The organism is Microtetraspora malaysiensis, assembly GCF_050947145.1.
Lineage (GTDB): Bacteria > Actinomycetota > Actinomycetes > Streptosporangiales > Streptosporangiaceae > Microtetraspora_A > Microtetraspora_A malaysiensis.
On the sequence record NZ_CP191998.1, the window covers coordinates 571,379 to 592,937 of the forward strand.

Genomic DNA, 21,559 nt, shown 5'->3' on the forward strand with positions numbered 1-21,559 from the left:
TCCGACTGACTGAAGCCCTCAGTTCGGAGGCAGACAGCAACTATCTGGCTCGGTGAGCCGTGCAGCTGTGCGGCGGCGGGGCAACCCCATCTGGAGCTTTCGGTCAGTACGGCGAGGCGGGCGTGCGGCGCCCGGCCCGGTGTCCCGCCGCCGTCCGGGACCGGCCCCCAGGCCGCACGCCCGGACGGCGGGCGGGCGGAGGGCCGGGGGTGCGGCGGCGCGGAGCGCCGTCGCCTTGACCATCGGTACGCCGATCGAACCGGGGAATCTCTCGGCACGGTGGCGCAAGGCGCGGACACAGGCGGGCCTGGACTGGCTGAGACTGCACGACCTCCGCCATGCCTGCGCGCCCTACCTGCTGGCCTGCGGAGCGTCGCCGCGCACGGTGATGAAGACCCTCGGGCACAGCCAGATCGCGTTGGCCATGAACACCTACGCGCACGTGCTCCCGGACATCGAGCGGGCGGCCGTCGACGCCGTCGCCAAGAAACTCTTCGGGTGACTCAACAGCATCAGGGCCGGACTCCCACGACGGGGGTTCCGGCCCTCTTGGCTGTAAAAGGTGGCTGTAACACCCCTCAGAACAAGATCTGTAAGCGGTGTTTTGCCTGGTGGGGCGCCAGGGATTCGAACCCTGAACCTACGGATCTGCACCCGCCCCGGCGATCTGGTCGTCGACATCCACCCCGTCGATCACACGTTGGTGGCCAACGCGATGATCCTCGGCCGCCGCGCGTCGGCTGTCGTCAGCGACCCCCGCGAGGCGGGTGTCACGTGGACACGGGCAACCACCGGCCGCGACGAAGGCCCGGTGCGCAGGGCGGAGGTTCGCGTCGCCCGAGCCGAGGCCACCTATACCGCGCTTGCCCACCGGCGCGGTGAAGCTGCTCTCGTCGTCCTTCGGCGGATCTGCGAACCGGTGCCGAATGCGACCTCGATCGGCTTGCCCATCGAGGCGAGCTCACTGGCTGATCCTGCCGCGCTGCTCACCAACGGCGGTCACCTGGCCGTCGTCACCGGTTTGCACCTGGTGGACGGCCGTCCGCACGATCCGGTGCCGGGCCTCATCCTTGAGGCACGCCATGCGGGGCTGGTCTATCTGCAGCACATCGTCGCGGTACACGGGCCGGTCCGGCGCAAGCGGATCGTCCTGTCCCTCCTTCCGGCCACCATCACCGCCAGGCGGGCGAGGACTGTCCTGCCGCACGTTCCAACCGCGCTGCGTGCCCACGCGGACGTGCTGATCTTCACCAAACCCGCCTGGCCACCAGCGTCCGCCGAGCCGTACTCGAACGAAGAACGGGGAACTCATGATGCGTGAGCTGATCGGATCGGTGTGGGCTACCGGACAGCAGCCCTCACGGACGCAGCGGCGGGGCCGCTACCTGCCCGAGTCGATGAAGCACCCGGGCAAGATGCTGCCTGCCATCGCCGCGAAGGTGATCGCCACCTACACCCAGCCGGGTGAGTTGGTGATCGACCCGATGTGCGGGATCGGCACCACCCTGGTCGAGGCGATCCATCACGGCCGGAACGCGGCCGGCATCGAGTACGAGGCGCAGTGGGCCAAGCTCGCTGCTGAGAACGTGGCCCACGCCCGCTGGAACGGCGCCCCTGGAACGGCGCAGGTCCTGATCGGGGACTCTCGGAACGCCTCTCGCCTCCTGCCAGGCCTGGCCGGGACGGCAGCGCTGATGCTCACCTCCCCGCCCTACGGGTCGTACACGCACGGGCATATCCGCTCCACCCGCGATACCGGCGAGCCGGGCATCCGCAAGTGGAACCACCACTACTCCCGCGACCGAGCAAACTTGGCCCATCAGAGCCTGCCCGCTCTGCTGGACGGCTTCGCCCAGATCCTGGTCGAGACCGCGCTCCTGCTGCGGCCCGGCGGGATCGTGGCGATCACCGTCCGGCCATACCGGGTCCGCGGCGAGCTTGTCGACTTGCCCGGCCAGGTTCTCGATGTCGCCCAGGAGGCGGGGCTGCTCTTCACCGACCGGATTGTGTGCCTACTGTGCGGGATTGACGACGGCCGCGTGATCAATCGGGCGTCGTTCTTCCAGCTCCATGAGGCACGCAAGGCGTGGGAGCGCGGGGTGCCGATCCACGCGCTCGCCCACGAGGACCTGCTGATCTTCCACAAACCGTTCACCGACGCAGCCGAGGTCGGGCGTGTCGACGATCGGGAGGCACGGTGAGGGCGGTGCCGGTTCTACGGCGAAACGGGGTCCCTGACCAGCGGATATTGCTTGACACGCATTGCAGAGGTGGGCGTCGATACCGGCGGCCATGGTCGACCGGCCGCTCCATTCCCCGCCGCACCCGTGTACGGCGGTGTGGGGCGCGCCGGTCCGGCAGGGCCACGGCAGCGACACCACGCCAGCGAGTCCAGGCGGCGTACCTGCGCCCGTGCGGGGGCGTGCGATGACACCGGCAGTGCGGGCGGCCGACCTGGGGGACCTTCCGGCGGTGATCGACGTGGTCACCGCGGGGCGGCTCTTGGGGTTCGGCCGGACGAAGGCGTACCGGCTGGCCAAGAACGGCGAGTTCCCCTGCCGGGTGCTTCGGATCGGACGCAGTTACCTGGTGCCGACGCGGGAGGTGTGGGCGTTGCTCGGCTACCACGACGACGGCATACGCCGTCCACAGCCTGAGGAGAGGTGAGCCACGGTGGCAAACGGCACCACCTACAAGACCTGCGGCTGCCGCGACGCGGCCACGGGCAAGCAGCTCGGGAAGAAATGCCCGAAGCTCCGCCGATCCGGCGGCGGGGGAGAGCGGTGGAGCAGCACACACGGCAAGTGGGCCTACCAGCTCGAACTCCCCCCGCACGCGGACGGGCGACGCCGGACCCCGCTGCGGCGTCAGGGGTTCGCGACGCTGGAGGACGCTGAGGTCGAGCTCGACCACGCCCGTGGTCTCCTCGCGCTGGACGAGGACCCGCATACCCGGCGGAAGATCTGCGAGTTGATGCTGTCGGTGCTCAAGGACACCAAAGCGCTGCCGTCGATCGAGGACGTGAGGCGCAAGGTCCGCACCCACCAGGACCTCGACCGGACCGTAACCGTCGGCGAATGGATGGGCGAGTTCCTCAAACGTAAGAAGAAGATCGACGCCACCACGCGCCGGTCGTATGAGGCGCACATTCGGCTCTACTTCGTCCCTTACCTCGGCGACATTCGCCTCGATCGGCTGAGGGTCTGCGACATCAGCGGCATGTTCGACGCGATCGAGGAGTTCAACGACGTCATCGCCACTGCCCGCGCCAGCGGAAACCCCGAGGAGCGGGCGAAGGTGAAATACCGCAAGCCGGTCGGCCCGGCCACGATGCACCGCATCCGCGCCACCCTCCGCCACGCGCTCAACGTGGCGATCAAGCAGGACCGGCTGATCGACTTCAACCCCGCCGCCGTGGTCGAACTCCCCACGGTCACCCGGCCCAAGGGGCTCGTGTGGACCGACGAGCGCGTCACCCGCTGGCGGGCCGATCACGCCGCCAACCGCGCTGCCGAAAACCAGCGGCGGGCCGGGCGCAGCGTGGACGTGGTCAACGTCTACCTGACCACCGTTCGGCCCTCACCGGTCATGGTGTGGACCCCGGAGCAAACCTCGGCGTTCTTGGCCTATGCGCGCCGCCACCGCCTGTATGCGCTGTATCGGTTGATCGCTTTGCGTGGGCTGCGCCGGGGTGAGGCGGTCGGGCTGCGCTGGCCGGAGGTGAGCTTCACTGCAGGAACGATCGGGGTGAACTGGCAGATCACCCAGCTCGGCTGGACACCAGTGCAGGGAAAGCCGAAGACCGACGCCAGTGACCGCGTCATCGCCCTCGATACCGAAACACTCGCGATCCTGAAAGAGCATCGCAAGCGTCAGGCGAAGGAACGCCTCAAGGCGGGCGAGGCGTGGACGGACAGCGGGTTCGTCTTCACCGGCGAGTACGGCAGGCCGTTGCATCCTCAGCATGTCACCGACCAGTTCTACTGGATGTGCTACGAGGCGGGACTACCGCCGGTCCGGCTGCACGACCTCCGCCACGGCGCCGCCTCGCTCATGCTCGCCGCCGGGGTCGAGTTGAAGGTGGTCCAGGAAACCCTCGGCCACGTCTCCTCCACGTTCACCCGGGACACCTACACCAGCATCTACCCAGAGGTTGCTAAGGCTGCAGCGGAGTCCACCGCAGCGCTCATCACCACCCCGCCGATTACCACGAGCCCCGGCATCGGGGGGAAGGGGCGGTTGGTCAATCTGTCCAGCAGGACCCCCGAAACGAAGTGATCACCGGGATGGGGAGGGCCCGATGAGATCAGCGGGCACGCCCCATCTCCCTGATCGCGGTCAGCGTCAGTCGAACCGTTCGGCGGCGAAAGCAGCCAGTTGCATCGCGGCGGCTGGTTCGAGTCCCAGCTCAGTTGCAGCGGCCATCACGGCGTCCGCCGCATTCGCGTGTAGTGGTAGATGCTGTGTGGTCGCCGCCAGGAGCTTGGCTGGGATGTCCGGGGCCAAGCCGAGGCTCTCGGCTACGGCGCGGGCGCCCAGAGTCACGGAACATACGCCGGTCTCGGGGAGTTCGAGCCGTACGTCCCGGGCCGCTTCCCAGTCGCCGGCGAGCGCGGCGACGACGGAGCGGGCCTGCTCGTAGCCGGTGGCCAGGAGAAAGGTCGGGGCGCGGCCATAGCTCTTCATGCCGATGGCGAAGTAGCCGGATTCGGGGTGGGTCAGCTCGTCCACGCCATGGGGACGGACGGTGCCGCACGAGTGGTCGTTGGGGTCGATCAGCGGGGCGAGGAGACGCGTGGTGCCGAGGATCGGGTCCAGGTCCAGGCGCAACTCGGCGGCGATCGAGTGGTCGGGTCGATACCCGGTGGCAGCGATGACGCGATCGGCCGTAATGGCCCAATCTGAACCGTCAGAGCGCTGGGACACGAGCTCGACACCGCCGCTTGCTCCCGGGCGTACGGCACGGACTTTGAAGCCAGCGGCAAGCTCCACCAGACCTTTGTCCACGAGCAGTCGCAGGCCGGATCCCAGCGAGCCGCGCGCCGGTAGGGCGTCGTCGCCGCCTCCGCCGTAGGCGCGGTCCGGCTCCTGGGATCGGATCGCCCAGGTGATGCGGGTGCCCGGCACTTGTTCGGTGAGTTGGGCCAGCGCGAGCAGCGTGGTCGCGGCCGAGTGCCCGGCTCCGATCACGACCGTGTGCCTGCCGGCGAAGTGAGGGCGGTCCGCGCCGAGGACGTCGGGCAGGGCATGGTCTATCCAGGCCGTCGCCTCCTGCTCTCCGTGGGCGGAGAGCCCGTTGGCGCCCAGGACGTTCGGCGTTCTCCAGGTGCCTGAGGCGTCGATGATCGCCTGTGCGGTGATCTCCGTGCCGTCCTGAAGCCGGACAACGTACGGCGTCCCATCGCGGCCCGCGGTCCGCAACCGGTCGACGTCCACCCGGCTGATCGCCACCACTCGCGCTCCGTACCGGACGTGCGGGGCGATGGCGGGGAGCTTGGCCAGGGGCTGGAGGTAACGGTCGGCGAGTTCGGCTCCGGTGGGCAGCTCCTCCGGGTCGGGTGGGGACCAGCCTGCGGCGTCCAGTAGACGGCGCGCCGCGGCGTCGGTGTCGTAGCGCCACGGGCTGAACAGCCGGACGTGTCCCCACTGACGTACGGAGGCGGCGGGGCCGTCACCGGATTCGAGGACGAGGAAGGGCAGGTCGCGTTTGACGAGATGGGCGGCGGCAGCCAGGCCGATGGGTCCGGCACCGATCACGACTACAGGGTGGTCCATGAAACACGCTCCTTACAGGCCGTAGGCGGCGCGGGCCTTGACGGCGTATGCGGCCAGCGGGGCGGCGACGTGCTCGGCGTCGCGTGATACTCCGCGCAGGGTGTTGGAGGCGAAAGAACGCTGGAACTCCAGTCCGACGTAGACGAGTCCGGCGTGCGTGGTGGAGATGCCGCCGACGTGCTTGGGCATGCCTACCTCGTCCAGTGCGCCGAGAGGCTGCAGGTAGGGCAGGTTGGGGCGGTAGCCGGTGGCGAAGATGACGGTGTCGGCCTTCTCCCGGGTGCCGTCGGGCCAGATGACGCCGTCGCCGTCGAAGGCGGTGAACGTGCTCCGCTGGCTGACGCGTCCGGATTCGAAGGCGCCCGCGTAGTCTCCGGTGTCCATGACCAGGGTCGTGTGGATCATCTGGGCGAGCCACTCCAGAGGCAGCTCGTCGAATCCGGTCGTGGTGTGCCAGTAGTGCACGTCCTTACCGCCGAGGAGTTGCGGCATGAACGCGACGGGGTGGTTGGCGGCCAGGGTGACCGTGGCGACCTCGGCGAGTTCGTAGCCGATTTGGACGGCGGAGTTGCCGGCGCCGACGACGATGACGCGCTGGCCGGCGTACTCCTTGGGTGAGCGGTAGTCGGCCGCGTGCAGCAACTGTCCGGTGAAGGTTTCCTTTCCGGGGACGTCCGGCACGTACGGGTTGCCGAAGCTGCCGCTGGCGGCGACCACGCCCGCGGTGGGGAGCCGGGCGCCGTCGGCGGTGCTGACGACGAAGCCTCCGCTGCCGTCCGTCTCAACGGCGGTGACGCGGGTGCCGGTGCGGATCTCCACGTCGAGGGTTTCGGCGTACCGCTGGAGATAGGCGACGACCTCGTCCCTGGTGGGGTAGTGGTCGGGGTCACCGGGGAACGGCATACCGGGCATGGCGCTGTAGCGGGCGGGAGAGAAGGCCGTGAGGCTGTCGTAGTAGTGCGGCCAGGAGCCGGTGGACTGGTCCCCTGCCTCCAGGATGACGGGGCTGACGCCGAGGTTTCGCAGGGCACGGGCGGCGGCGAGGCCGGACTGGCCTGCTCCGATGACGATGATCTCCATACAGCGCATAGTATCGTCAAATAATGAAATGACAATATGATGCGTTGGGGGCGATGCTAGGGACATGACGACGAACGGGATCGAGCTGACCCAGGCGGCGCGCGGCTTCCTCAAAGCCCTGGCCAGCGACACCCGCCAGCAAATCCTCTTCCTGTTCACCGGCGGAGTGGAGCTGACCGTCAACGAGGTGGCAGAGAAGCTGTCGCTGGCCCAGTCCGCCGCGTCGACCCATCTGGCGATGCTGCGCGACGCCGGGGTCCTGACATCCCGCCGCGAATGGAAAACCGTCTACTACCAGGTCAACCCGGACGGGGTCGCCCAGGCGCTGAAGGATCTTCAGGCCACCCTGCGCGCCTGCTGTCCTCCATCCGCCGAGTGTGGCTGACCGCGAGGTGGCGCCCCACATACCCTTCCCTTCCGCGTCCACGGATTCCTTGGGTGCGGCACCTAATTTGACATACCTCTAATCAGTTGGGCATGCTCAGTATTACTTCGACGTACTTCTAATCAGAGATGTGCGCGGGCATTGCTCGACCGCGCCCGCACGACAGAACTGATGCTTGGCCGACAATCGAGGAGACAGCCGCCATGGGTGGATGCTGCAGCACAGAGACCGCCGAGATCGAGCAGATCACGCCACGCGCCGGCCTTCCGATCGTGGTGATCGGCGCCGGCCCCGTGGGCTTGGCCGCCGCCGCTCAGCTGACTGAGCGCGGCCTGGACTTCCAGGTCATCGAGGCGGGCGAGCGGGCGGGCGCATCCATCGCGCAGTGGGGCCACGTACGGGTGTTCAGCCCGTGGCGCTACAACATCGACCCCGCCGCCCGCCGCCTGCTGGAGGCCCACGGCTGGACCGCGCCCGATCCCGAGTGGCTGCCGACCGGTGCTGAGATCGTCTCCGACTACCTCGCTCCGCTGGCCGACGCCATCGGGGACCGGCTGCGCACCGGAGTCAAGGTGATCGCGATCAGCCGCCTCGGCTACGACCGGGTCCGCACCAATGGGCGCGAGGAGGCCCCCTTCCTGGTGCGGCTCGACACCGGCGAGGAGGTCCAGGCCAAGGCCGTCATCGACGCCTCCGGCACCTGGACCACGCCGAACGTGCTCGGCGCGAGCGGCCTGCCCGCCTTCGGCGAAACCGATGCCGCCGACGTCATCGACCACGCTCTGCCTGACGTGCTGGGTGCCGACCGCGCGACCTATGCGGGCAAGCACACGCTCGTGGTCGGCGCGGGGCACTCGGCCGCCACCACACTGATCGCCCTGGCCCAGCTTGAGGACGCCCAGATCACCTGGGCCATCAGAGCCGGATCCGCCACCCGTACCTACGGCGGAGGCGACGCCGACGCGCTGCCCGCGCGCGGCGCACTCGGCACCCGCCTCCACCACCTGGTCACCTCCGGCCGGGTACAACTGCTGACCGGTTTCTTCACCCACTCCGTCGAGAAGGCCGGCGACCAGGTGGCAGTGATCAGCCGGGACCCGTCCGGCGTCGAGCAGTCGGTCACCGTCGACCGGATCGTCTCGGCCACCGGCTACCGGCCCGACCACTCCATCGCCTCCGAGCTGCGACTGGACCTGGACCCGATCCTCGGCTCCACCCGGCAGCTCGCCCCGCTGATCGACCCCAACGCCCACTCCTGCGGCACCGTCCCCGCCCACGGCGTCGACGAACTCGCTCACCCCGAGTCCGGCTACTACGCGGTCGGCGTCAAGAGCTACGGCCGCGCGCCGACGTTCCTCATGGCCACCGGGTCTGAGCAGGTGCGTTCCGTCGTGGCCGCACTCGCCGGGGACTGGGAGGCCGCCCGCGACGTCCAGCTCGACCTGCCCGAGACCGGTGTCTGCTCGTCCAACCTGGCAGAAGCCCAGGAGCAGCGGGTGGGCCTGGCCACCGGCATCAGCGGCGGCCTGCTCGCCACCCCACTGCCCGTGACCACCGTCTCCTCCGGCGGCGGTAGCTGCTGCGGCTGAACGAGAGCTGAAATGTCCGACGGATATCCCACCGCGGCGCAGAAGCAGGCCCTGCGCCTGATCTGTGACCACGAGCCGATGCCTGCGGACCGGCTGGCAGAAGAGCTCGTCGCTACCCGCGCGCCGAGCGGCAACCCCGGCTACGCTCCGGCGATCGCGCGCACGGCCGCGACCCTGGCGTGGCGGCTGCACGCCCAAGGCTTCATCGCCGAAACCGGCGAGGGAGCTTGGAGAACGACAATGAGCGGTCGTGAGTTGATCGCCTGCCCGGGCGGGGGCTCGTGAGTCCGTCTGCTGAGGCCGCCGTTCCCGGAGTCAGGAGCGGCGGCCGGTCCCGTTTCACCCGCGGTCGGTGCATCGTCGCCGCCCTGGCCGTCACCCAGACCATCGGCTACGGCGTGCTCTACTACGCCTTCTCGGTCTTCCTCACTCCGATGAGCGGCGCGCTTGGAGTCGGCGGGACACAGGTCGCCGCCGCGCTCACGCTCGCGGTGCTGACCATGGCGCTGTGCTCACCGTTGGTCGGGCGCTGGCTGGACGCCCACGGCGGTCGCGCCCTGATGACCGCCGGCTCCGTGCTCGGCACGCTGGCGGTGCTGGCCTGGTCGCGAGTCGACAGCCTGCCCCAGCTCTACGCGGTCTTCGTCGCCATCGGCGTCGCCTCGGCGATGGTGCTGTATGAGCCGGCCTTCGCCATCATCGTCTCCTGGTTCGATGGCAACGGGCGCGCGAACGCGCTGCTCGCGCTCACCATCGTCGCGGGGTTCGCCTCTTCGATCTTTCTGCCTCTCACCGGATTGCTCGTGGAGCACTACGGGTGGCGGCAGGCTCTGGTGGTCCTCGCTGTCCTCTACGGAGCGACGGCGATCCCGCTGCACGCGTTCGTGCTGCGCCGCCGTCGGGCGGTGGCGGAGGTCAAGCCGCACCAGCGCGCCGACCTGGTCAAGGCCGTCGTGCGAGCGCGGCCGTTCTGGCTGCTGGTCACCGCGTTCACCGCGCATGGCGGCGCCGTGGCGACCATCGCCGTGCTGCTGGTCACCTACCTGATGCACCTTGGCCACACCCCGATCTTCGCCGCCACCATCGCCGGGCTGCTGGGTGTCTTGTCGGTGACCGGTCGCATGGTCACCACGGGGCTTCGCCGCCGCTGGTCCGCCGCCTCCATCGCAGCCGGTGCCTTCGCCCTGCAAGGCGTCGGGGCCCTGCTTCTGCCGCTGACCGGCCACACCGTGCCCGGCGCAGTCGGGTGCGTGCTGCTGTTCGGGCTCGGCTTCGGTGTCGGCACCATCACCCTGCCGCATCTACTCGCCGAGCGGTACGGCACCGCCGCCTACGCCACCCTGTCGGGCCGGATCGCGATGTTCTCGGTCGCCGACAAAGCCGCCGCTCCCCTCGGAGCGGTGGCCCTGGCTCAAGCCGCCGGTTACGGCTGGGTCATGACCGCCGTGGCTGCGGCATGCGGAATTGCCTCGTTCGCGCTGGTTGCCTACCATCGCCTATCATTTAGACCGATATCAAATCAGGAGGTGTTGTCGTGACCGTCGCCACCGGCCAGTGCTGCGCGCCGATCGCCCGTGAGCCGTTGTCGGAGACCGACGCGGCCGAACTCGCAGTGCTGCTCAAGGCGGTCGCCGACCCGGTTCGGCTGCGCCTGCTGTCGATGATCGGCTCCCACTCGGGCGGCGAGGCGTGCGTGTGCGACCTGACCGACGCCTTCGACCTGACCGCCCCGACCATCTCCCACCATCTCAAGGTGCTGCGTACCGCCGGGCTGATCGACTGCGAACGGCGCGGCACCTGGGTCTACTACTGGATCATCCCCGCCGCGGTGGCCCGGCTCGGCGCCCTCTTCACACCGTTGGCCGAACCCGCCACCGCATGACCTCATCCTCGGTCGACGTCCTCGTCATCGGAGGGGGCCAGGCAGGTCTGGCGGCCGGGTATTACCTGCGCCGAGCCAAGGCCGACTTCGTCATCCTCGACGCCCAGGACACTCCCGGCGGCGCATGGCAGCATGCCTGGCCGTCGCTGCGCCTGTTCTCGCCCGCCCAATACAGCACTCTCCCAGGATGGATGATGCCGCCGCCGCCAGGTGGCGGCTATCCCAGTGCGGCCCACACGGTGGCCTATCTCCGCGAATACGAACAGCGCTACCAGCTGCCGATCATCCGGCCCGCTTGCGTGCGCGCCGTACGGCGAGGCATCGACCGGCTGACGGTCGAAACCGACGTGGGCACGTGGCAGGCTCGTACCGTCATCAGTGCGACCGGCACGTGGTGGCGCCCCTACATCCCGTGCTATCCCGGCATCCGGGGCTTCCACGGCCGGCAGCTTCACACCGCGGACTATCGGGGTCCCCAGCCCTTCCACGGCCGGCGCGTGGTGATCGTCGGCGGTGCCAACTCTGCCGCGCAGATCCTCGCCGAGGTCTCCACCGTCGCCCAGACCACCTGGGTCACCTTGCGCCCGCCTCGGCTGCTGCCCGATGAGGTGGACGGACGAGCCCTGTTCGAGCTGGCGACCCGCCGCTACCAGGCGGCCCAGACAGGTCAGAACGCCCCAAGCGTCGCTGATCTCGGTGACATCGTCGTGGTGCCGCCGGTCCGTGACGCACGTGATCGGGGCGTGCTCAAGGCTGAGCCCATGTTCTCCCGGATCACCCCACACGGTGTCGCATGGCGCGACGGCACCGAGCTGGCTTGTGACGTCATCCTGTGGTGTACCGGCTTCCGCCCGTCGCTCGGCCACCTGACCCCGTTGGGGTTGCGCGGCTCCAACGGGCTCATCCCGACCGAGGGCACCCGTGCACTGGGCGAACCGCGACTGCACCTGCTCGGCTACGGCGACTGGACCGGCCCGGCCTCCGCCACCTTGATCGGCGCAAGCCGTACCGCCCGCGACATGGTCGCTGAGATCACCGCCCAGCACTGAAAGCCCGGACGGTTACTCACGAAACCACGAGTGTTCCACCGGCCATCGTTCGGCTTGGCGCAGTATTCACACCTCCGGCCGAGGCAACCGGTATCTGAGCAGGTGAAGGGGACGGCGGCTGATGGCAATCACTGCCGTGATGGGCATGCTGTCGAGAGAGTTCTGGGCAGTGGTTTCCTGGTATCTCCTGTCCCGGCCTCCGCCAGCAACGATCGCGTTTACGAAGGCTCGGGATTCAGGTCCGAGACGCCGGTCGGCGTAGCAGGCGGGCAGAGTTGGCCAGGATGCCGAGATCGGGCAACGACTGGGCTGCGGCGGCGACCATCATCGGCAGGATTCCGGTAGCGGCAAGCGACAGGCCAACGGCGTTGTAACCGGCAGTGAAACCGATGTTGATTTTGATGGCACGGGCTGTACGGCGCGCGATCCGCACCGCTTGTGGGACCAGAGTCCAGTCATCGCGCATCAAGGCGATGTGCGCGGCCTCGACCGCGATGTCGCTGCCGGCGGCGCCCATGGCGATGCCGACGTCGGCCTGAGCCAGGGCGGGAGCGTCATTGACGCCGTCACCCACCATCACCACCCGGTGCCCGGCAGCCTGGTACTCCCGAACGATAGCGATCTTGTCCTCAGGCAGCAGGCCGGCCCGGAAGGGAATACCGAGCCGGTCGGCGATGCCGGCGGCGGTGGCCTGGTGGTCACCGGTCAGCAGCTCGACGCGGCTCAGGCCGAGAACGTCGAGGTCCGCCAGGGCGGCGGAGATCTCCGGCCGCAAGGTGTCGGCAGCCGCGAGCACACCCACGAACCGGCCGTCGACGGCAACGGTCAGCAGGGTCTTGCCGTCGTCGGCGAGCCTGCGCACCTGCGGGTCGTCACCGGCTTCCGGCACCAGGTCCACGCCGCCTACCGTCACCGTGGTGCCGTCGACGATGGCCTTCACTCCCCGGCCGGGCAGAGCCTGGAAGTCTCCCGGCTCGCCCAGAGGCAGGCCGCGCTCCCTGGCAGCCGTGCGGACGGCCTCGGCGAGCGGGTGCTCGGAGTAGCGCTCGGCGCTCGCCGCCAGGTGAAGCAGTTCCGCCTTGGTGTGGCCGTCCAGGGGGATGATGTCGGTGATCTCCGGGCGGCCGAGGGTGAGCGTGCCGGTCTTGTCAATCAGCAGTACGTCGGCCTTGGCCAGGGCCTCGATGTAGCGGCCCCCCTTGATCAGCAGACCGTGTTTGGCCGCCGCTCCCACTGAGGCCAGCACCGCGACCGGCGTCGCCATGGCGAAGGAGCAGGAACAGGCCACCACCAGCACCGCCGCGGTGGCAAGGGCGTTACCGCTGAGCAGGAACGTCAGTACGGCGACGGTGACCACGACCGGCAGATAGTAGGCGGAGAAGCGGTCGGCGATGCGCTGCACCGGGGCTCGGTGCGTCTCGGCCTGCTCGACCAGGGTGATGACCCTGCCGAATGTGCTGTCCGCCCCGACGGCGGTCACCTGCACGCGCAGACTTCCCAGGCGGGCGAAAGAGGCGGCGAACACTCGCGCGCCGGGGCCCGCCTCCACCGGCATGGACTCCCCGGTGATAGCGGCCTGGTCGACGGTGGCCTGCCCGGCCGTCACGGTCCCGTCCACCGGGATCTGCTCCCCGGGACGCACCACGACCGTCTCGCCGACCCGTACCTGTCCCACGGGCACCTGTACCTCGGCCTGGTCGCGCATCACCCGGGCGGTCTTCGGCGCCAGGGCGGTCAGCTCGCGCACAGCGCGACGGGCGCGTTCGGTGGTGAAGCGTTCGGCGTAGTTGGCCGTGTGCATGAAAAGCACGACCACAGCGGCCACCGGCCACTCGCCGACGACCAGCGCGGCGGCCACTCCGACGGTCATCAGCGTGTGTGAGGTGACCTTCCGGCGCAGTGCGGCACGGCCCACGTTGTAGAAGATCGGGAAACCACCGGCGAGCACCAGCAGCAGGCCGACGGCGAATGGCACTCGATCGGTCAGTTGCTCGAAGACTCCGAGCCATTCGCCGACCACGACGACCAGTAGCACCAGGCCCACGACCAGCCCGAACAGGGTCAGTACCGGTCGGGCGAACGCCAACCGGTCGCCTCTTGCGGCCTGTCCGGGCGTAGGGGACGCCCCGCACGAGTCGTCGCAACCGCACCCGGAATCGAGCGCTTGTACCGCGCGGGATGCTCCTGTGCCTGTGCTCTCGTTCATGGCTGCTCCACCTGGCGGGGTCGGACGGCATACGCTGGGCACAGCGCGACCGCTTGATCGGTCACGGCCAGGAGTTGCTCGGCTGAACGCAGCACGTCGAGTAGCTCGGGCACGGCGATGAAGTAGAACGACTGGCGCCCCTCGGCCCGGTAGTCGACCAGCCGGCAGTCGCGCAGGCAGGCCAGATGCTTGGACACCGTTGACTGGGCCAGCTCAAGTTCGCGGGTCAGGTCCACCACTCGAGCCTCACCGGTCGCGAGCCGTTGAACGATCGCCAGACGCACCGGATCGGCCAGTGAGTGGAACAGCGCCGCTGCTGGGAGGAGCCCGTCGCGCGGCGTCATTCCACATTCGGAATCAATTCCCATATTCCGATGATAGCGGTCGAGGGGAATCTTTCAAGCGCCTTCACCCGACGCGAGCTGTGACGAGACAGGGGCTGCGACGGCGGCGCAGCCCCGGATTGCCGAATGTCATGATCTGGCGGCACTTGGAGCGACAGCGATGGGGACGGTCAATGTGGATGATCTACGGGCGTCGCCACGCCATGGATTATCGGCGCGGTGAACGGGAGGTTGGGGTGGGGCGCGATCGTTTCGATGTGGTGCACGACCAGGTCAGCCTCCTCGATCGCGGCCTGTGTCCGGCGGTTGGGACGGCATCCTGCTCCGACGCGCCGCCACAGCGGTGTGAGGAGGTCCTGGATCCGTCCACGCATGCCGGTGTCGCGTACGTGTTCGCAGAACACGAACGTTCCCGTCGGCCTGAGCACCCGGCGGACCTCGGCCAATGTGCGATTCAGATCATCGACCGAGCACAACACGAGCGTGCTCACCACCGCGTCGAAGCTGGCGTCGGGGTAGGGCAGTTCCTCACCGCACGCGGAGCTGATCTCGACCGGAACGCTTGCCTTGTGTTTGCGCAGACGCTGACGCATAGCGGGGTCCGGTTCCGCCGCGACCACTTGTTCGGCCTCGCGGTAGTGAGCGAGGTTGGCCCCGGTACCCGCGCCGATCTCCAGAACCTGGCCGCTCAGATTCCCGACGAGGTGGTCGCGCAGTGCCCCCAGCCAGCGCTGCTCGGCCCCTCGTGTGATGCGGTCATAGAGCAGCGCGAAACACCGGTGTCCGTGGGCGCCCCCATGGTTGGCCATGGCAACCTCCTCTCCCGCCGCGCCGGCGCCATGCGCCCGCTGCCGGAGGTTCAGATGCGCGGTTCTCGGGAAGACCCGCCGAGACCAACAACACCGAGAGTCATCTACCGCTGTGTTCTTTCGGCAGGAGCCTCCCCATCGGGGAGGGCGTCGGCCATGGCGACAGTGTGCCCGACCGAAGCTCCTGGATTTGACCCCGACCTGGGACCGCTACCCGGCCTCCGCCGGTTCGATCTCTGCGATCAGCTTCTCAATACGCCGGCGGATCTCATCGCGGATCGGGCGTACGGCGTCGATGCCCTGGCCGGCGGGGTCGTCGAGCTTCCAGTCCTCGTACCGCTTGCCGGGAAAGAAGGGGCAGGTGTCGCCGCAGCCCATGGTGATGACCACGTCGGAGGCCTCAACGGCTTCCGGGGTGAGGATCTTGGGCTGGCCGCCGGTGATGTCGATGCCGACCTCGCGCATGGCCTCGACCGCTACAGGGTTGATCTGCTCGACCGGAGCGGACCCGGCGGAGCGGACCTCGATCCGGTCCCCGGCCAGATGGGTGAGCCAGCCCGCGGCCATCTGGGAGCGTCCGGCGTTGTGGACGCAGACGAACAGGACGCTGGGCTTGCGGTCAGACATGGACGGGCTCCTTCGTGAACAGGCGGCGGCCCCAGAGGCTGACGTAGACCAGGGCGACCAGGACGGGCACTTCGATGAGCGGGCCGACGACCCCGGCGAGGGCCTGGCCCGAGGCGACGCCGAACACCCCGACGGCGACCGCGATGGCGAGCTCGAAGTTGTTGCCCGCGGCGGTGAAGGCCAGCGTGGTGGTGCGGTCGTAGGGCAGCCCGATGGCACGGCCGGCCAGGAACGAGCCGCCCCACATGACGGCGAAGTAGGCGAGCAGCGGCAGCGCGATCCGTGCGACGTCGCCGGGCTGGGAGATGATGGTGTCGCCCTGGAGGGCGAAGAGGATGACGATGGTGAACAGCAGGCCGTACAGGGCCAGCGGGCCGACTCTCGGCAGGAAGCGGGACTCGTACCAGTCGCGGCCCCTGGCGCGCTCGCCGAGCTTGCGGGAGAGATATCCGGCGGCGAGCGGGATGCCGAGGAAGATCAGCACGTACCCGGCGATGTCCCAGGCGGAGACCTGGAGCGTGGACTGGGACAGGCCGAGCCATCCGGGCAGTACCTGCAGGTAGAACCAGCCGAGGGCGCCGAAGGCGACGACCTGGAAGATCGAGTTGATGGCGACCAGTACGGCGGCGGCCTCCCGGTTGCCGCAGGCCAGGTCGTTCCAGATGAGAACCATGGCGATGCAGCGGGCCAGCCCGACAATGATCAGGCCGGTGCGGTACTCGGGCAGGTCGGGCAGGAAGATCCAGGCGAGCGCGAACATGACGGCCGGACCGATGAGCCAGTTGAGCACCAGCGAGGAGATCAGCAGCCGCTTGTCGCCGGTCACCGTGCCGAGGCGGTCGTAGCGGACCTTCGCCAGCACCGGATACATCATCACCAGCAAGCCGAGCGCGATCGGCAGTGAGATGTCGCCGACCTTGACGGCATCCAGGGCAGTGTTCAGGCCGGGGACGAGCCGTCCGAGGAGCAGGCCGGCGGCCATCGCGACGCCGATCCAGACCGGCAGGAACCGGTCCAGCGTCGACAGGCCGCCGATCACGCCGGTTTCAGGCGGGGCGGACGCTGGGGCGCGAGTCGGGCTCGATGACATGAGGAGTGATCTTCCTTACGTGCCGGAGACGGCGGAGCGGATGCCGATCAGACCGTGGCGGGGACGCTGAGCAGGGCCGACAACTCCGCGAGCGTCTCGGGGACGACGCGGTAGTAAACCCAGGAGGCGCGGCGCTCGGAGGTGAGCAGGCCGACCTCCTTCAGCACCTTGAGGTGGTGGCTGATCGTCGGCTGGGACAGGTCAAAAGCGGCGGACAGGTCGCACACGCAGGCCTCGCCCCCCTCGTGACTGGCGACGATCGACAGGATGCGCAGCCGTACCGGGTCGCCGAGCGCCTTGAACACGCGCGCCACTCCTGCGGCCTGCTCGACATCCAGAGGCTCACGCGCCAACGGCGAGCTGCACTCCAGAAGCTCCAGCGGCTCCATACGCCCCTCCCTCTGTCGATGGCTGTCGATATCAATATACGTCAATATCGACACTTATCTAATCTCCGACCTCCGCCCGCGTGCTGTCAGGAGGAGGGCAGGTCGAGCTGGACGAGGAGATCGCGCACGCGGCGCTCGATCTCGTCCCGGATCGGACGGACCTCCACGAGCCCCTTCCCGTCGGGGTCGTCGAGCTCCCAGTCCAGGTAGCGCTTGCCGGGATAGACCGGACAGGCATCCCCGCAGCCCATCGTGACCACGACGTCGGCCGCTCGGAGAACCTCATCCGTCCAGGGCTTGGGAAACTCCGCGGAGATGTCGATACCTCGCTCGGCCATGGCCGCTACCGCTGCCGGATTGATCTCGCCGGCGAACTCAGAACCGCCCGACCAGGCCAGTGCGTTCTGACCAGCCAGTGCCCGAAAGAACCCGAGCGCCATCTGGCTGCGACCCGCATTGTGCACGCACAGGAACAGCACAGCAGGTCGCCCGTCGCTCCCGCCTTCCACCCTGGCCAGGGCATGCAACCGCTGGCGAGCGAAACGCTCAGCCAGCAGAGGGAGGAAGTTGGTGATCCGGCCATGCTCGGCGAACTCGTCATAGCTGGAGTGAAGGAACCGCGCGATCGTCTCGGCTCCGAAGGTGCCAGCGAACTCCTCGCTCAGGCGGCGCGCGGCGGTGTCCAGGGCCACTTGTTGATCGATGGTCAGATCGCCGCGCCTGTAGGTGCTGGTCATCGGTCGCTCCCGTAGGCGTGCCCAACGCTGAATCGATGGGCGTCTACTTCGATTAACGCCAATATCGACAAGCATCGATACCGGGACGAGGCGAACGGCAGGTGAACATCTCATGTCGGAGCCCAGGCTCCGTTGTGGTGAGCCACGGCAACTGTGAGCGTCTTGTCGACGCGCACCTTCGTTCCTTTCAGGCCCCAGTGAAGACGGAGAGACGCGAGTACTGCGGGCGTGACCGGAGCTGGCTGACTTCGCGCCCAGAAATGTTGGTGTGAAATGACAGCGTTTTGTACGCCGAACCTGTCGGTCAGGAGATGGGCTGCGATCAACGACCGTGTCACCAGCCCCAGTGACAAGGTAGATGAGGCGGCATGCATGGGTTCACGCGCTCGGCGGGGCGTGGCGGGCCATCTTGACCGCTGAGATCAGCAGGATGCCGGCGAGGGTGGGGATGAGGAGCAGGTTGGAGATCACGCCGAGCAGCAGACCGCCCAACAGGGCACCAGTGATCGAGCCCGCGACCATGACCGCGGTGAAGCGCAGGTTGGCGCCCAGGACGGCAAAGCTGTTGTCGCGGCTATAGCGGGCGAAGGCCACCAGCATCGTGGGCAAGGACACCAGCAGTGACAGACTGCCCGCGATCTTGATGTCCACGGCATACAGCAGCACGATCGTGGGGATCAGCAGCTCACCGCCGGCCACACCCATGATCGCGGCCACCACGCCGATGCCAAACCCAGCCGCGATCCCCGCCAGCGCCTGCACCACAGCAGGCAGTGCCACAGTCCCCAGAGCGGTGGCGTGGCTGAGCACCAAGGCACCGGCCATGAGTACCATCAGGGCCGCCAGCACCTTGTACAAAGTGGCGGTGCGCATCCGCACCGCCCAGGATGCCCCTGCCCAGGCACCTAACAGGCTTCCGGCCAGCAGGTTGATCACGATCCCCCAGTGCGCGCCCAGCGCAGTGAGCGGGACGGCAGCCAAGCGAGCGGGCAGGGCGGTGAGCACCACGATCAGGCTCATCGCCTTGTTCAAGATGACCGCCGACAGCGCGGCGAACCCGAACAGACCTATCAGCAGCGGCAGCCGGAACTCCGCGCCGCCCAGGCCGATCATCCCTCCTAACAGGCCCACCGCTGCCCCGGCGGTGAACATCAGCGGTACCGAGTGCACCGCACGTGCGGGCACGGTGCTTTCGTCCGTGGTCACGCTAACCCACTCCTCACTGCCCGGGGCCTGCACCCCGAGCACGGTCGGGCCTCTACGATCCCGTGCCGCGTACAGATCGACCTTCGACATCGGAGGCGCAAGGGACTCCCTCACGCTGCATAGCAGCCTGCTAATCCCACGCAAACCATCCGGGTGCTATCAACCCTCAGCAACACAGCCCAACGCCAGCCGAGGCCGCTGTCACGGCTGCCCTACAAACGCTCACCGACAGAGCCAGCTGGCCCTGCTCTGGCGGTTATCTGCCCGGTTCAGAGGAGCAATCGTCAAGACCTGTGGATCACGAGTTTCTAAGCAGCTGCCGGTGAGGGCTGATCGTCGGGACGTTCGACGAGCCTGCCGTTGATGAAGGTCGCCCCGGCACGTACCAGGGCGACGAGGTGGGGAGCGTTGACCGCGCGCCAGCGGGCCTGGGCCGACTCGATCAGCTTGAACGCCATGGCCAGCCCAGCCGCCCGGGACCCAGGGCCTTTGGTGACCTTGGTGCGGTGCCGGACCGTGGCGAACGTCGACTCAATCGGGTTGGTCGTGCGCAGATGCACCCAGTGCTCTGCGGGGAAGTCGTAGAACGCCAGCAACTCGTCCAGGTCGTCGACGACCTTGGCCACGGCCTTGCCGTACTTGGCGCCGTAGGCGGCCTGGAACTCCTTCACCGCCGCGTGGGCGTGGTCCTTGTCCTCGGCGTTCCAGATCTCCGCCAAGGCCTTCTTCGCCCCTGGCTGAGCGGATTTCGGTAGAGCCGCGAGCACGTTGGCGATCTTGTGGAACCAGCAGCGCTGAGCCCTGGCCTGCGGGAACACCTCACCCAGCGCAGCCCAGAACCCGAGCGCGCCGTCCCCGACTGCTAGGACCGGGGCGCGCATTCCCCGACGCTTGCAGTCACGCAGTAGATCGGCCCAGGATTCGGTCGACTCGCGGTAGCCGTCCGATAGCGCGATCAGCTCTTTTCGGCCGTCGGCGCGCACGCCGATCATCACGAGCAGGCACAGCCGCTGCTCTTCCAGACGGACGTTGACGTGGATGCCGTCGGCCCACAGGTAGACGTAGTCCACTTCGGATAGGTCGCGGGCGGCGAAGGCGCGCTGCTCGGCCTTCCACTGCTCGGTCAACCGGGTGATCACCGGTGCCGATAGCCCGGCGGACGAGCCGAGGAACTGCCCCAGCGCCGGGACGAAGTCCCCGCTGGACAGGCCGTGCAGGTAGAGCAGCGGCAGCACCTCGGTGACCTTCGGTGTCTTGCGTGCCCAGGGCGGCAGGATCGCGGAGGAGAATCGCTTGCGTTCGCCGGTGACCTCATCGGTGCGTTTGTCGTTGACGCGTGGCGCTTGGACCTCGATCGCGCCGGCTGCGGTGAGCACTTCCCGCGGCTGGTGGTAGCCGTTGCGCACGACCAGACGGTGCCCGGCCTCGTCGCGCTGGTCGGCGAAGGCGGCGATGTAGGCGTCGACCTCGGCTTTGAGTGCTTCGGCGAGCATCCGGCGGGCGCCTTCGCGGACGATCTCGTCGATCAGCGAGGAGGAGACGGGGCCATCAGCCGGACGGCGGTCGCCGCCGGCGGGGTCAGGGACTACGGTGAGCATCGGGTGTGCCTTCCCAGCCGACGTTGGCGCGTCGGCCATGCGTGAGAGACCTCAAACGATCACCGGGAAGGTACACCCCTTCCCGGCCGATCCACAGATCTCAAGCATTGCTCGGTTCAGAGGCCGGTCACGGAACTGCGCCGTTCGATCATCAGCACGTCACGCCAGACACTGTGGTGGCGTCCGACACGCTCGCGGGTTCCGACGATCCGGAAACCGAACGACTGGTGCAGAGCGAGGCTGGGGATGTTCTCCGGGAAGATGCCGGATTGGATGGTCCAGATGCCCGCCTCCTCGGAAGCGGCGATGAAGGCCGACAGCAGAGCGTGGCCGATGCCATGGCCTCTCCATGCCGGGTGGATGTAGATGCTGTGCTCGACCACACCGGCGTAGACCGGCCGGGCGGAGACCGGGGAGGCGGCCACCCAGCCAGCGATCCGGCCTGTCTCGACCTCGACGGCCACGTAGCGAGGGTGGGCCAGCTTGCTCGCATCGAACGCCTCCCAGCTCGGGGCGGTTGTCTCGAAGCTGGCCTGGCCGGTGTCGAGCCCGGCCTGATAGACGGCCAGCACCTGCTCAGCGTCCCTCGACCGCATCGGGCGGATCTCCAGCCCGGCCGAGATCGCGGCCTGGGCCACCTGGACGGCAGCCGGACGAACGCCGTCACCACTGGAGTCGCGGTTCGCAGTCTCGTCGTATGTCAGAGAGGGCTCCTCAATCGCTCATCGGGGTGCGAGAGGCACGTCGTCGGCGGAAGCCGGATCGACGTTGCCGAGCACGCTCAGGCCAGGCA

23 protein-coding genes are annotated in these 21,559 nt (G+C 68.3%); 11 read left to right on the plus strand and 12 right to left on the minus strand.

The window, feature by feature from the left end; genetic code table 11:
- Positions 1-235: 235 nt before the first annotated feature.
- From ACQP1V_RS02855 to ACQP1V_RS02875, 5 genes are all read left to right on the plus strand, one after another.
- A complete protein-coding gene (locus ACQP1V_RS02855; RefSeq protein WP_433418536.1) occupies positions 236-502 on the plus strand; it encodes a tyrosine-type recombinase/integrase in 267 nt (88 codons plus the stop codon).
- Positions 503-703: 201 nt separating this feature from the next.
- Entirely contained in the window at positions 704-1,321 is a 618-nt protein-coding gene (locus tag ACQP1V_RS02860; RefSeq protein ID WP_433418538.1) for a hypothetical protein, read from the plus strand.
- Entirely contained in the window at positions 1,314-2,201 is an 888-nt protein-coding gene (locus tag ACQP1V_RS02865) for a TRM11 family SAM-dependent methyltransferase (protein WP_433418540.1), read from the plus strand. Before ACQP1V_RS02860 ends, ACQP1V_RS02865 begins: the two co-directional genes overlap by 8 nt.
- A 226-nt stretch (positions 2,202-2,427) precedes the next feature.
- On the plus strand, positions 2,428-2,667 hold the full coding sequence (locus ACQP1V_RS02870) for a helix-turn-helix domain-containing protein (protein WP_433418542.1): 240 nt from the start codon (positions 2,428-2,430) through the stop codon (positions 2,665-2,667).
- Between the two features lie 6 nt (positions 2,668-2,673).
- Positions 2,674-4,278 carry a tyrosine-type recombinase/integrase gene (locus tag ACQP1V_RS02875; protein WP_433418543.1) on the plus strand — a complete coding sequence of 535 codons (1,605 nt, stop codon included), beginning with the start codon at positions 2,674-2,676 and terminating at the stop codon, positions 4,276-4,278.
- A 66-nt stretch (positions 4,279-4,344) separates the two neighbouring features.
- Here the strand turns inward: ACQP1V_RS02875 and ACQP1V_RS02880 are convergent, their stop codons facing one another.
- Together ACQP1V_RS02880 and ACQP1V_RS02885 are read right to left on the minus strand one after the other, a co-directional pair.
- Complete coding sequence (locus tag ACQP1V_RS02880) at positions 4,345-5,775, minus strand: FAD-dependent oxidoreductase (RefSeq protein WP_433418545.1); 1,431 nt, start codon at positions 5,773-5,775, stop codon at positions 4,345-4,347.
- 12 nt (positions 5,776-5,787) lie between these two features.
- Positions 5,788-6,855 (minus strand): flavin-containing monooxygenase, encoded by a 1,068-nt coding sequence (locus ACQP1V_RS02885; protein WP_433418547.1) that lies wholly within the window; start codon positions 6,853-6,855, stop codon positions 5,788-5,790.
- A gap of 64 nt (positions 6,856-6,919) precedes the next feature.
- Here ACQP1V_RS02885 and ACQP1V_RS02890 point away from each other — a divergent pair, with 64 nt between their 5' ends.
- The 6 genes from ACQP1V_RS02890 to ACQP1V_RS02915 all read left to right on the plus strand — a co-directional run bounded on the left by ACQP1V_RS02890 (position 6,920) and on the right by ACQP1V_RS02915 (position 11,760).
- Positions 6,920-7,240, plus strand: a complete 321-nt coding sequence (locus ACQP1V_RS02890; protein WP_433418549.1) for an ArsR/SmtB family transcription factor — start codon at positions 6,920-6,922, stop codon at positions 7,238-7,240.
- Between the two features lie 203 nt (positions 7,241-7,443).
- Positions 7,444-8,829 (plus strand): FAD-dependent oxidoreductase, encoded by a 1,386-nt coding sequence (locus tag ACQP1V_RS02895; protein WP_433418550.1) that lies wholly within the window; start codon positions 7,444-7,446, stop codon positions 8,827-8,829.
- A 12-nt stretch (positions 8,830-8,841) separates the two neighbouring features.
- A complete protein-coding gene (locus ACQP1V_RS02900) occupies positions 8,842-9,114 on the plus strand; it encodes a hypothetical protein (protein ID WP_433418551.1) in 273 nt (90 codons plus the stop codon).
- On the plus strand, positions 9,111-10,367 hold the full coding sequence (locus ACQP1V_RS02905) for an MFS transporter (RefSeq protein WP_433418553.1): 1,257 nt from the start codon (positions 9,111-9,113) through the stop codon (positions 10,365-10,367). Before ACQP1V_RS02900 ends, ACQP1V_RS02905 begins: the two co-directional genes overlap by 4 nt.
- Complete coding sequence (locus tag ACQP1V_RS02910) at positions 10,364-10,711, plus strand: metalloregulator ArsR/SmtB family transcription factor (protein WP_433418554.1); 348 nt, start codon at positions 10,364-10,366, stop codon at positions 10,709-10,711. Before ACQP1V_RS02905 ends, ACQP1V_RS02910 begins: the two co-directional genes overlap by 4 nt.
- Complete coding sequence (locus ACQP1V_RS02915; RefSeq protein WP_433418556.1) at positions 10,708-11,760, plus strand: ArsO family NAD(P)H-dependent flavin-containing monooxygenase; 1,053 nt, start codon at positions 10,708-10,710, stop codon at positions 11,758-11,760. Before ACQP1V_RS02910 ends, ACQP1V_RS02915 begins: the two co-directional genes overlap by 4 nt.
- Before the next feature lie 235 nt (positions 11,761-11,995).
- Here ACQP1V_RS02915 and ACQP1V_RS02920 read toward each other — a convergent pair whose 3' ends face one another.
- From ACQP1V_RS02920 to ACQP1V_RS02965, 10 genes are all read right to left on the minus strand, one after another.
- Positions 11,996-13,846, minus strand: coding sequence for a heavy metal translocating P-type ATPase (locus ACQP1V_RS02920; RefSeq protein WP_433418558.1), 1,851 nt, complete (start codon positions 13,844-13,846; stop codon positions 11,996-11,998).
- Between the two features lie 116 nt (positions 13,847-13,962).
- Complete coding sequence (locus tag ACQP1V_RS02925) at positions 13,963-14,334, minus strand: ArsR/SmtB family transcription factor (RefSeq protein ID WP_433418560.1); 372 nt, start codon at positions 14,332-14,334, stop codon at positions 13,963-13,965.
- Between the two features lie 146 nt (positions 14,335-14,480).
- Positions 14,481-15,119: a class I SAM-dependent methyltransferase gene (locus tag ACQP1V_RS02930; RefSeq protein WP_433418562.1), complete on the minus strand. Its 639-nt coding sequence runs from the start codon at positions 15,117-15,119 to the stop codon at positions 14,481-14,483.
- Positions 15,120-15,329: 210 nt separating this feature from the next.
- On the minus strand, positions 15,330-15,746 hold the full coding sequence (locus tag ACQP1V_RS02935) for an arsenate reductase ArsC (protein ID WP_433418564.1): 417 nt from the start codon (positions 15,744-15,746) through the stop codon (positions 15,330-15,332).
- Positions 15,739-16,836 (minus strand): ACR3 family arsenite efflux transporter, encoded by a 1,098-nt coding sequence (arsB, locus tag ACQP1V_RS02940; protein WP_433418566.1) that lies wholly within the window; start codon positions 16,834-16,836, stop codon positions 15,739-15,741. Before arsB ends, ACQP1V_RS02935 begins: the two co-directional genes overlap by 8 nt.
- A 47-nt stretch (positions 16,837-16,883) precedes the next feature.
- The gene (locus ACQP1V_RS02945) at positions 16,884-17,225 is read right to left on the minus strand and encodes an ArsR/SmtB family transcription factor (protein WP_433418567.1); all 342 of its coding nucleotides are present in this window, start codon (positions 17,223-17,225) and stop codon (positions 16,884-16,886) included.
- An 86-nt stretch (positions 17,226-17,311) separates the two neighbouring features.
- Entirely contained in the window at positions 17,312-17,962 is a 651-nt protein-coding gene (locus ACQP1V_RS02950; RefSeq protein WP_433418569.1) for an arsenate reductase ArsC, read from the minus strand.
- Between the two features lie 378 nt (positions 17,963-18,340).
- On the minus strand, positions 18,341-19,168 hold the full coding sequence (locus ACQP1V_RS02955) for a sulfite exporter TauE/SafE family protein (RefSeq protein WP_433418570.1): 828 nt from the start codon (positions 19,166-19,168) through the stop codon (positions 18,341-18,343).
- Between the two features lie 308 nt (positions 19,169-19,476).
- The gene (locus ACQP1V_RS02960; protein ID WP_433412960.1) at positions 19,477-20,766 is read right to left on the minus strand and encodes an IS256 family transposase; all 1,290 of its coding nucleotides are present in this window, start codon (positions 20,764-20,766) and stop codon (positions 19,477-19,479) included.
- 116 nt (positions 20,767-20,882) lie between these two features.
- Positions 20,883-21,404, minus strand: a complete 522-nt coding sequence (locus ACQP1V_RS02965; protein ID WP_433418572.1) for an N-acetyltransferase family protein — start codon at positions 21,402-21,404, stop codon at positions 20,883-20,885.
- Positions 21,405-21,559 lie beyond the last annotated feature (155 nt).

Excerpts from the sequence above, each read along its gene's own strand:
- ACQP1V_RS02890 (WP_433418549.1), top strand. The coding sequence starts at position 6,920 with ATGACGACGAACGGGATCGAGCTGACCCAGGCGGCGCGCGGCTTCCTC.
- ACQP1V_RS02950 (WP_433418569.1), bottom strand. The coding sequence starts at position 17,962 with ATGACCAGCACCTACAGGCGCGGCGATCTGACCATCGATCAACAAGTG.
- ACQP1V_RS02935 (WP_433418564.1), bottom strand. The coding sequence starts at position 15,746 with ATGTCTGACCGCAAGCCCAGCGTCCTGTTCGTCTGCGTCCACAACGCC.
- ACQP1V_RS02915 (WP_433418556.1), top strand. The coding sequence starts at position 10,708 with ATGACCTCATCCTCGGTCGACGTCCTCGTCATCGGAGGGGGCCAGGCA.
- ACQP1V_RS02865 (WP_433418540.1), top strand. The coding sequence starts at position 1,314 with ATGCGTGAGCTGATCGGATCGGTGTGGGCTACCGGACAGCAGCCCTCA.
- ACQP1V_RS02930 (WP_433418562.1), bottom strand. The coding sequence starts at position 15,119 with ATGGCCAACCATGGGGGCGCCCACGGACACCGGTGTTTCGCGCTGCTC.
- ACQP1V_RS02895 (WP_433418550.1), top strand. The coding sequence starts at position 7,444 with ATGGGTGGATGCTGCAGCACAGAGACCGCCGAGATCGAGCAGATCACG.
- ACQP1V_RS02945 (WP_433418567.1), bottom strand. The coding sequence starts at position 17,225 with ATGGAGCCGCTGGAGCTTCTGGAGTGCAGCTCGCCGTTGGCGCGTGAG.
- ACQP1V_RS02900 (WP_433418551.1), top strand. The coding sequence starts at position 8,842 with ATGTCCGACGGATATCCCACCGCGGCGCAGAAGCAGGCCCTGCGCCTG.
- ACQP1V_RS02870 (WP_433418542.1), top strand. The coding sequence starts at position 2,428 with ATGACACCGGCAGTGCGGGCGGCCGACCTGGGGGACCTTCCGGCGGTG.
- ACQP1V_RS02885 (WP_433418547.1), bottom strand. The coding sequence starts at position 6,855 with ATGGAGATCATCGTCATCGGAGCAGGCCAGTCCGGCCTCGCCGCCGCC.
- arsB (WP_433418566.1), bottom strand. The coding sequence starts at position 16,836 with ATGTCATCGAGCCCGACTCGCGCCCCAGCGTCCGCCCCGCCTGAAACC.
- ACQP1V_RS02925 (WP_433418560.1), bottom strand. The coding sequence starts at position 14,334 with ATGGGAATTGATTCCGAATGTGGAATGACGCCGCGCGACGGGCTCCTC.
- ACQP1V_RS02880 (WP_433418545.1), bottom strand. The coding sequence starts at position 5,775 with ATGGACCACCCTGTAGTCGTGATCGGTGCCGGACCCATCGGCCTGGCT.
- ACQP1V_RS02960 (WP_433412960.1), bottom strand. The coding sequence starts at position 20,766 with ATGCTCACCGTAGTCCCTGACCCCGCCGGCGGCGACCGCCGTCCGGCT.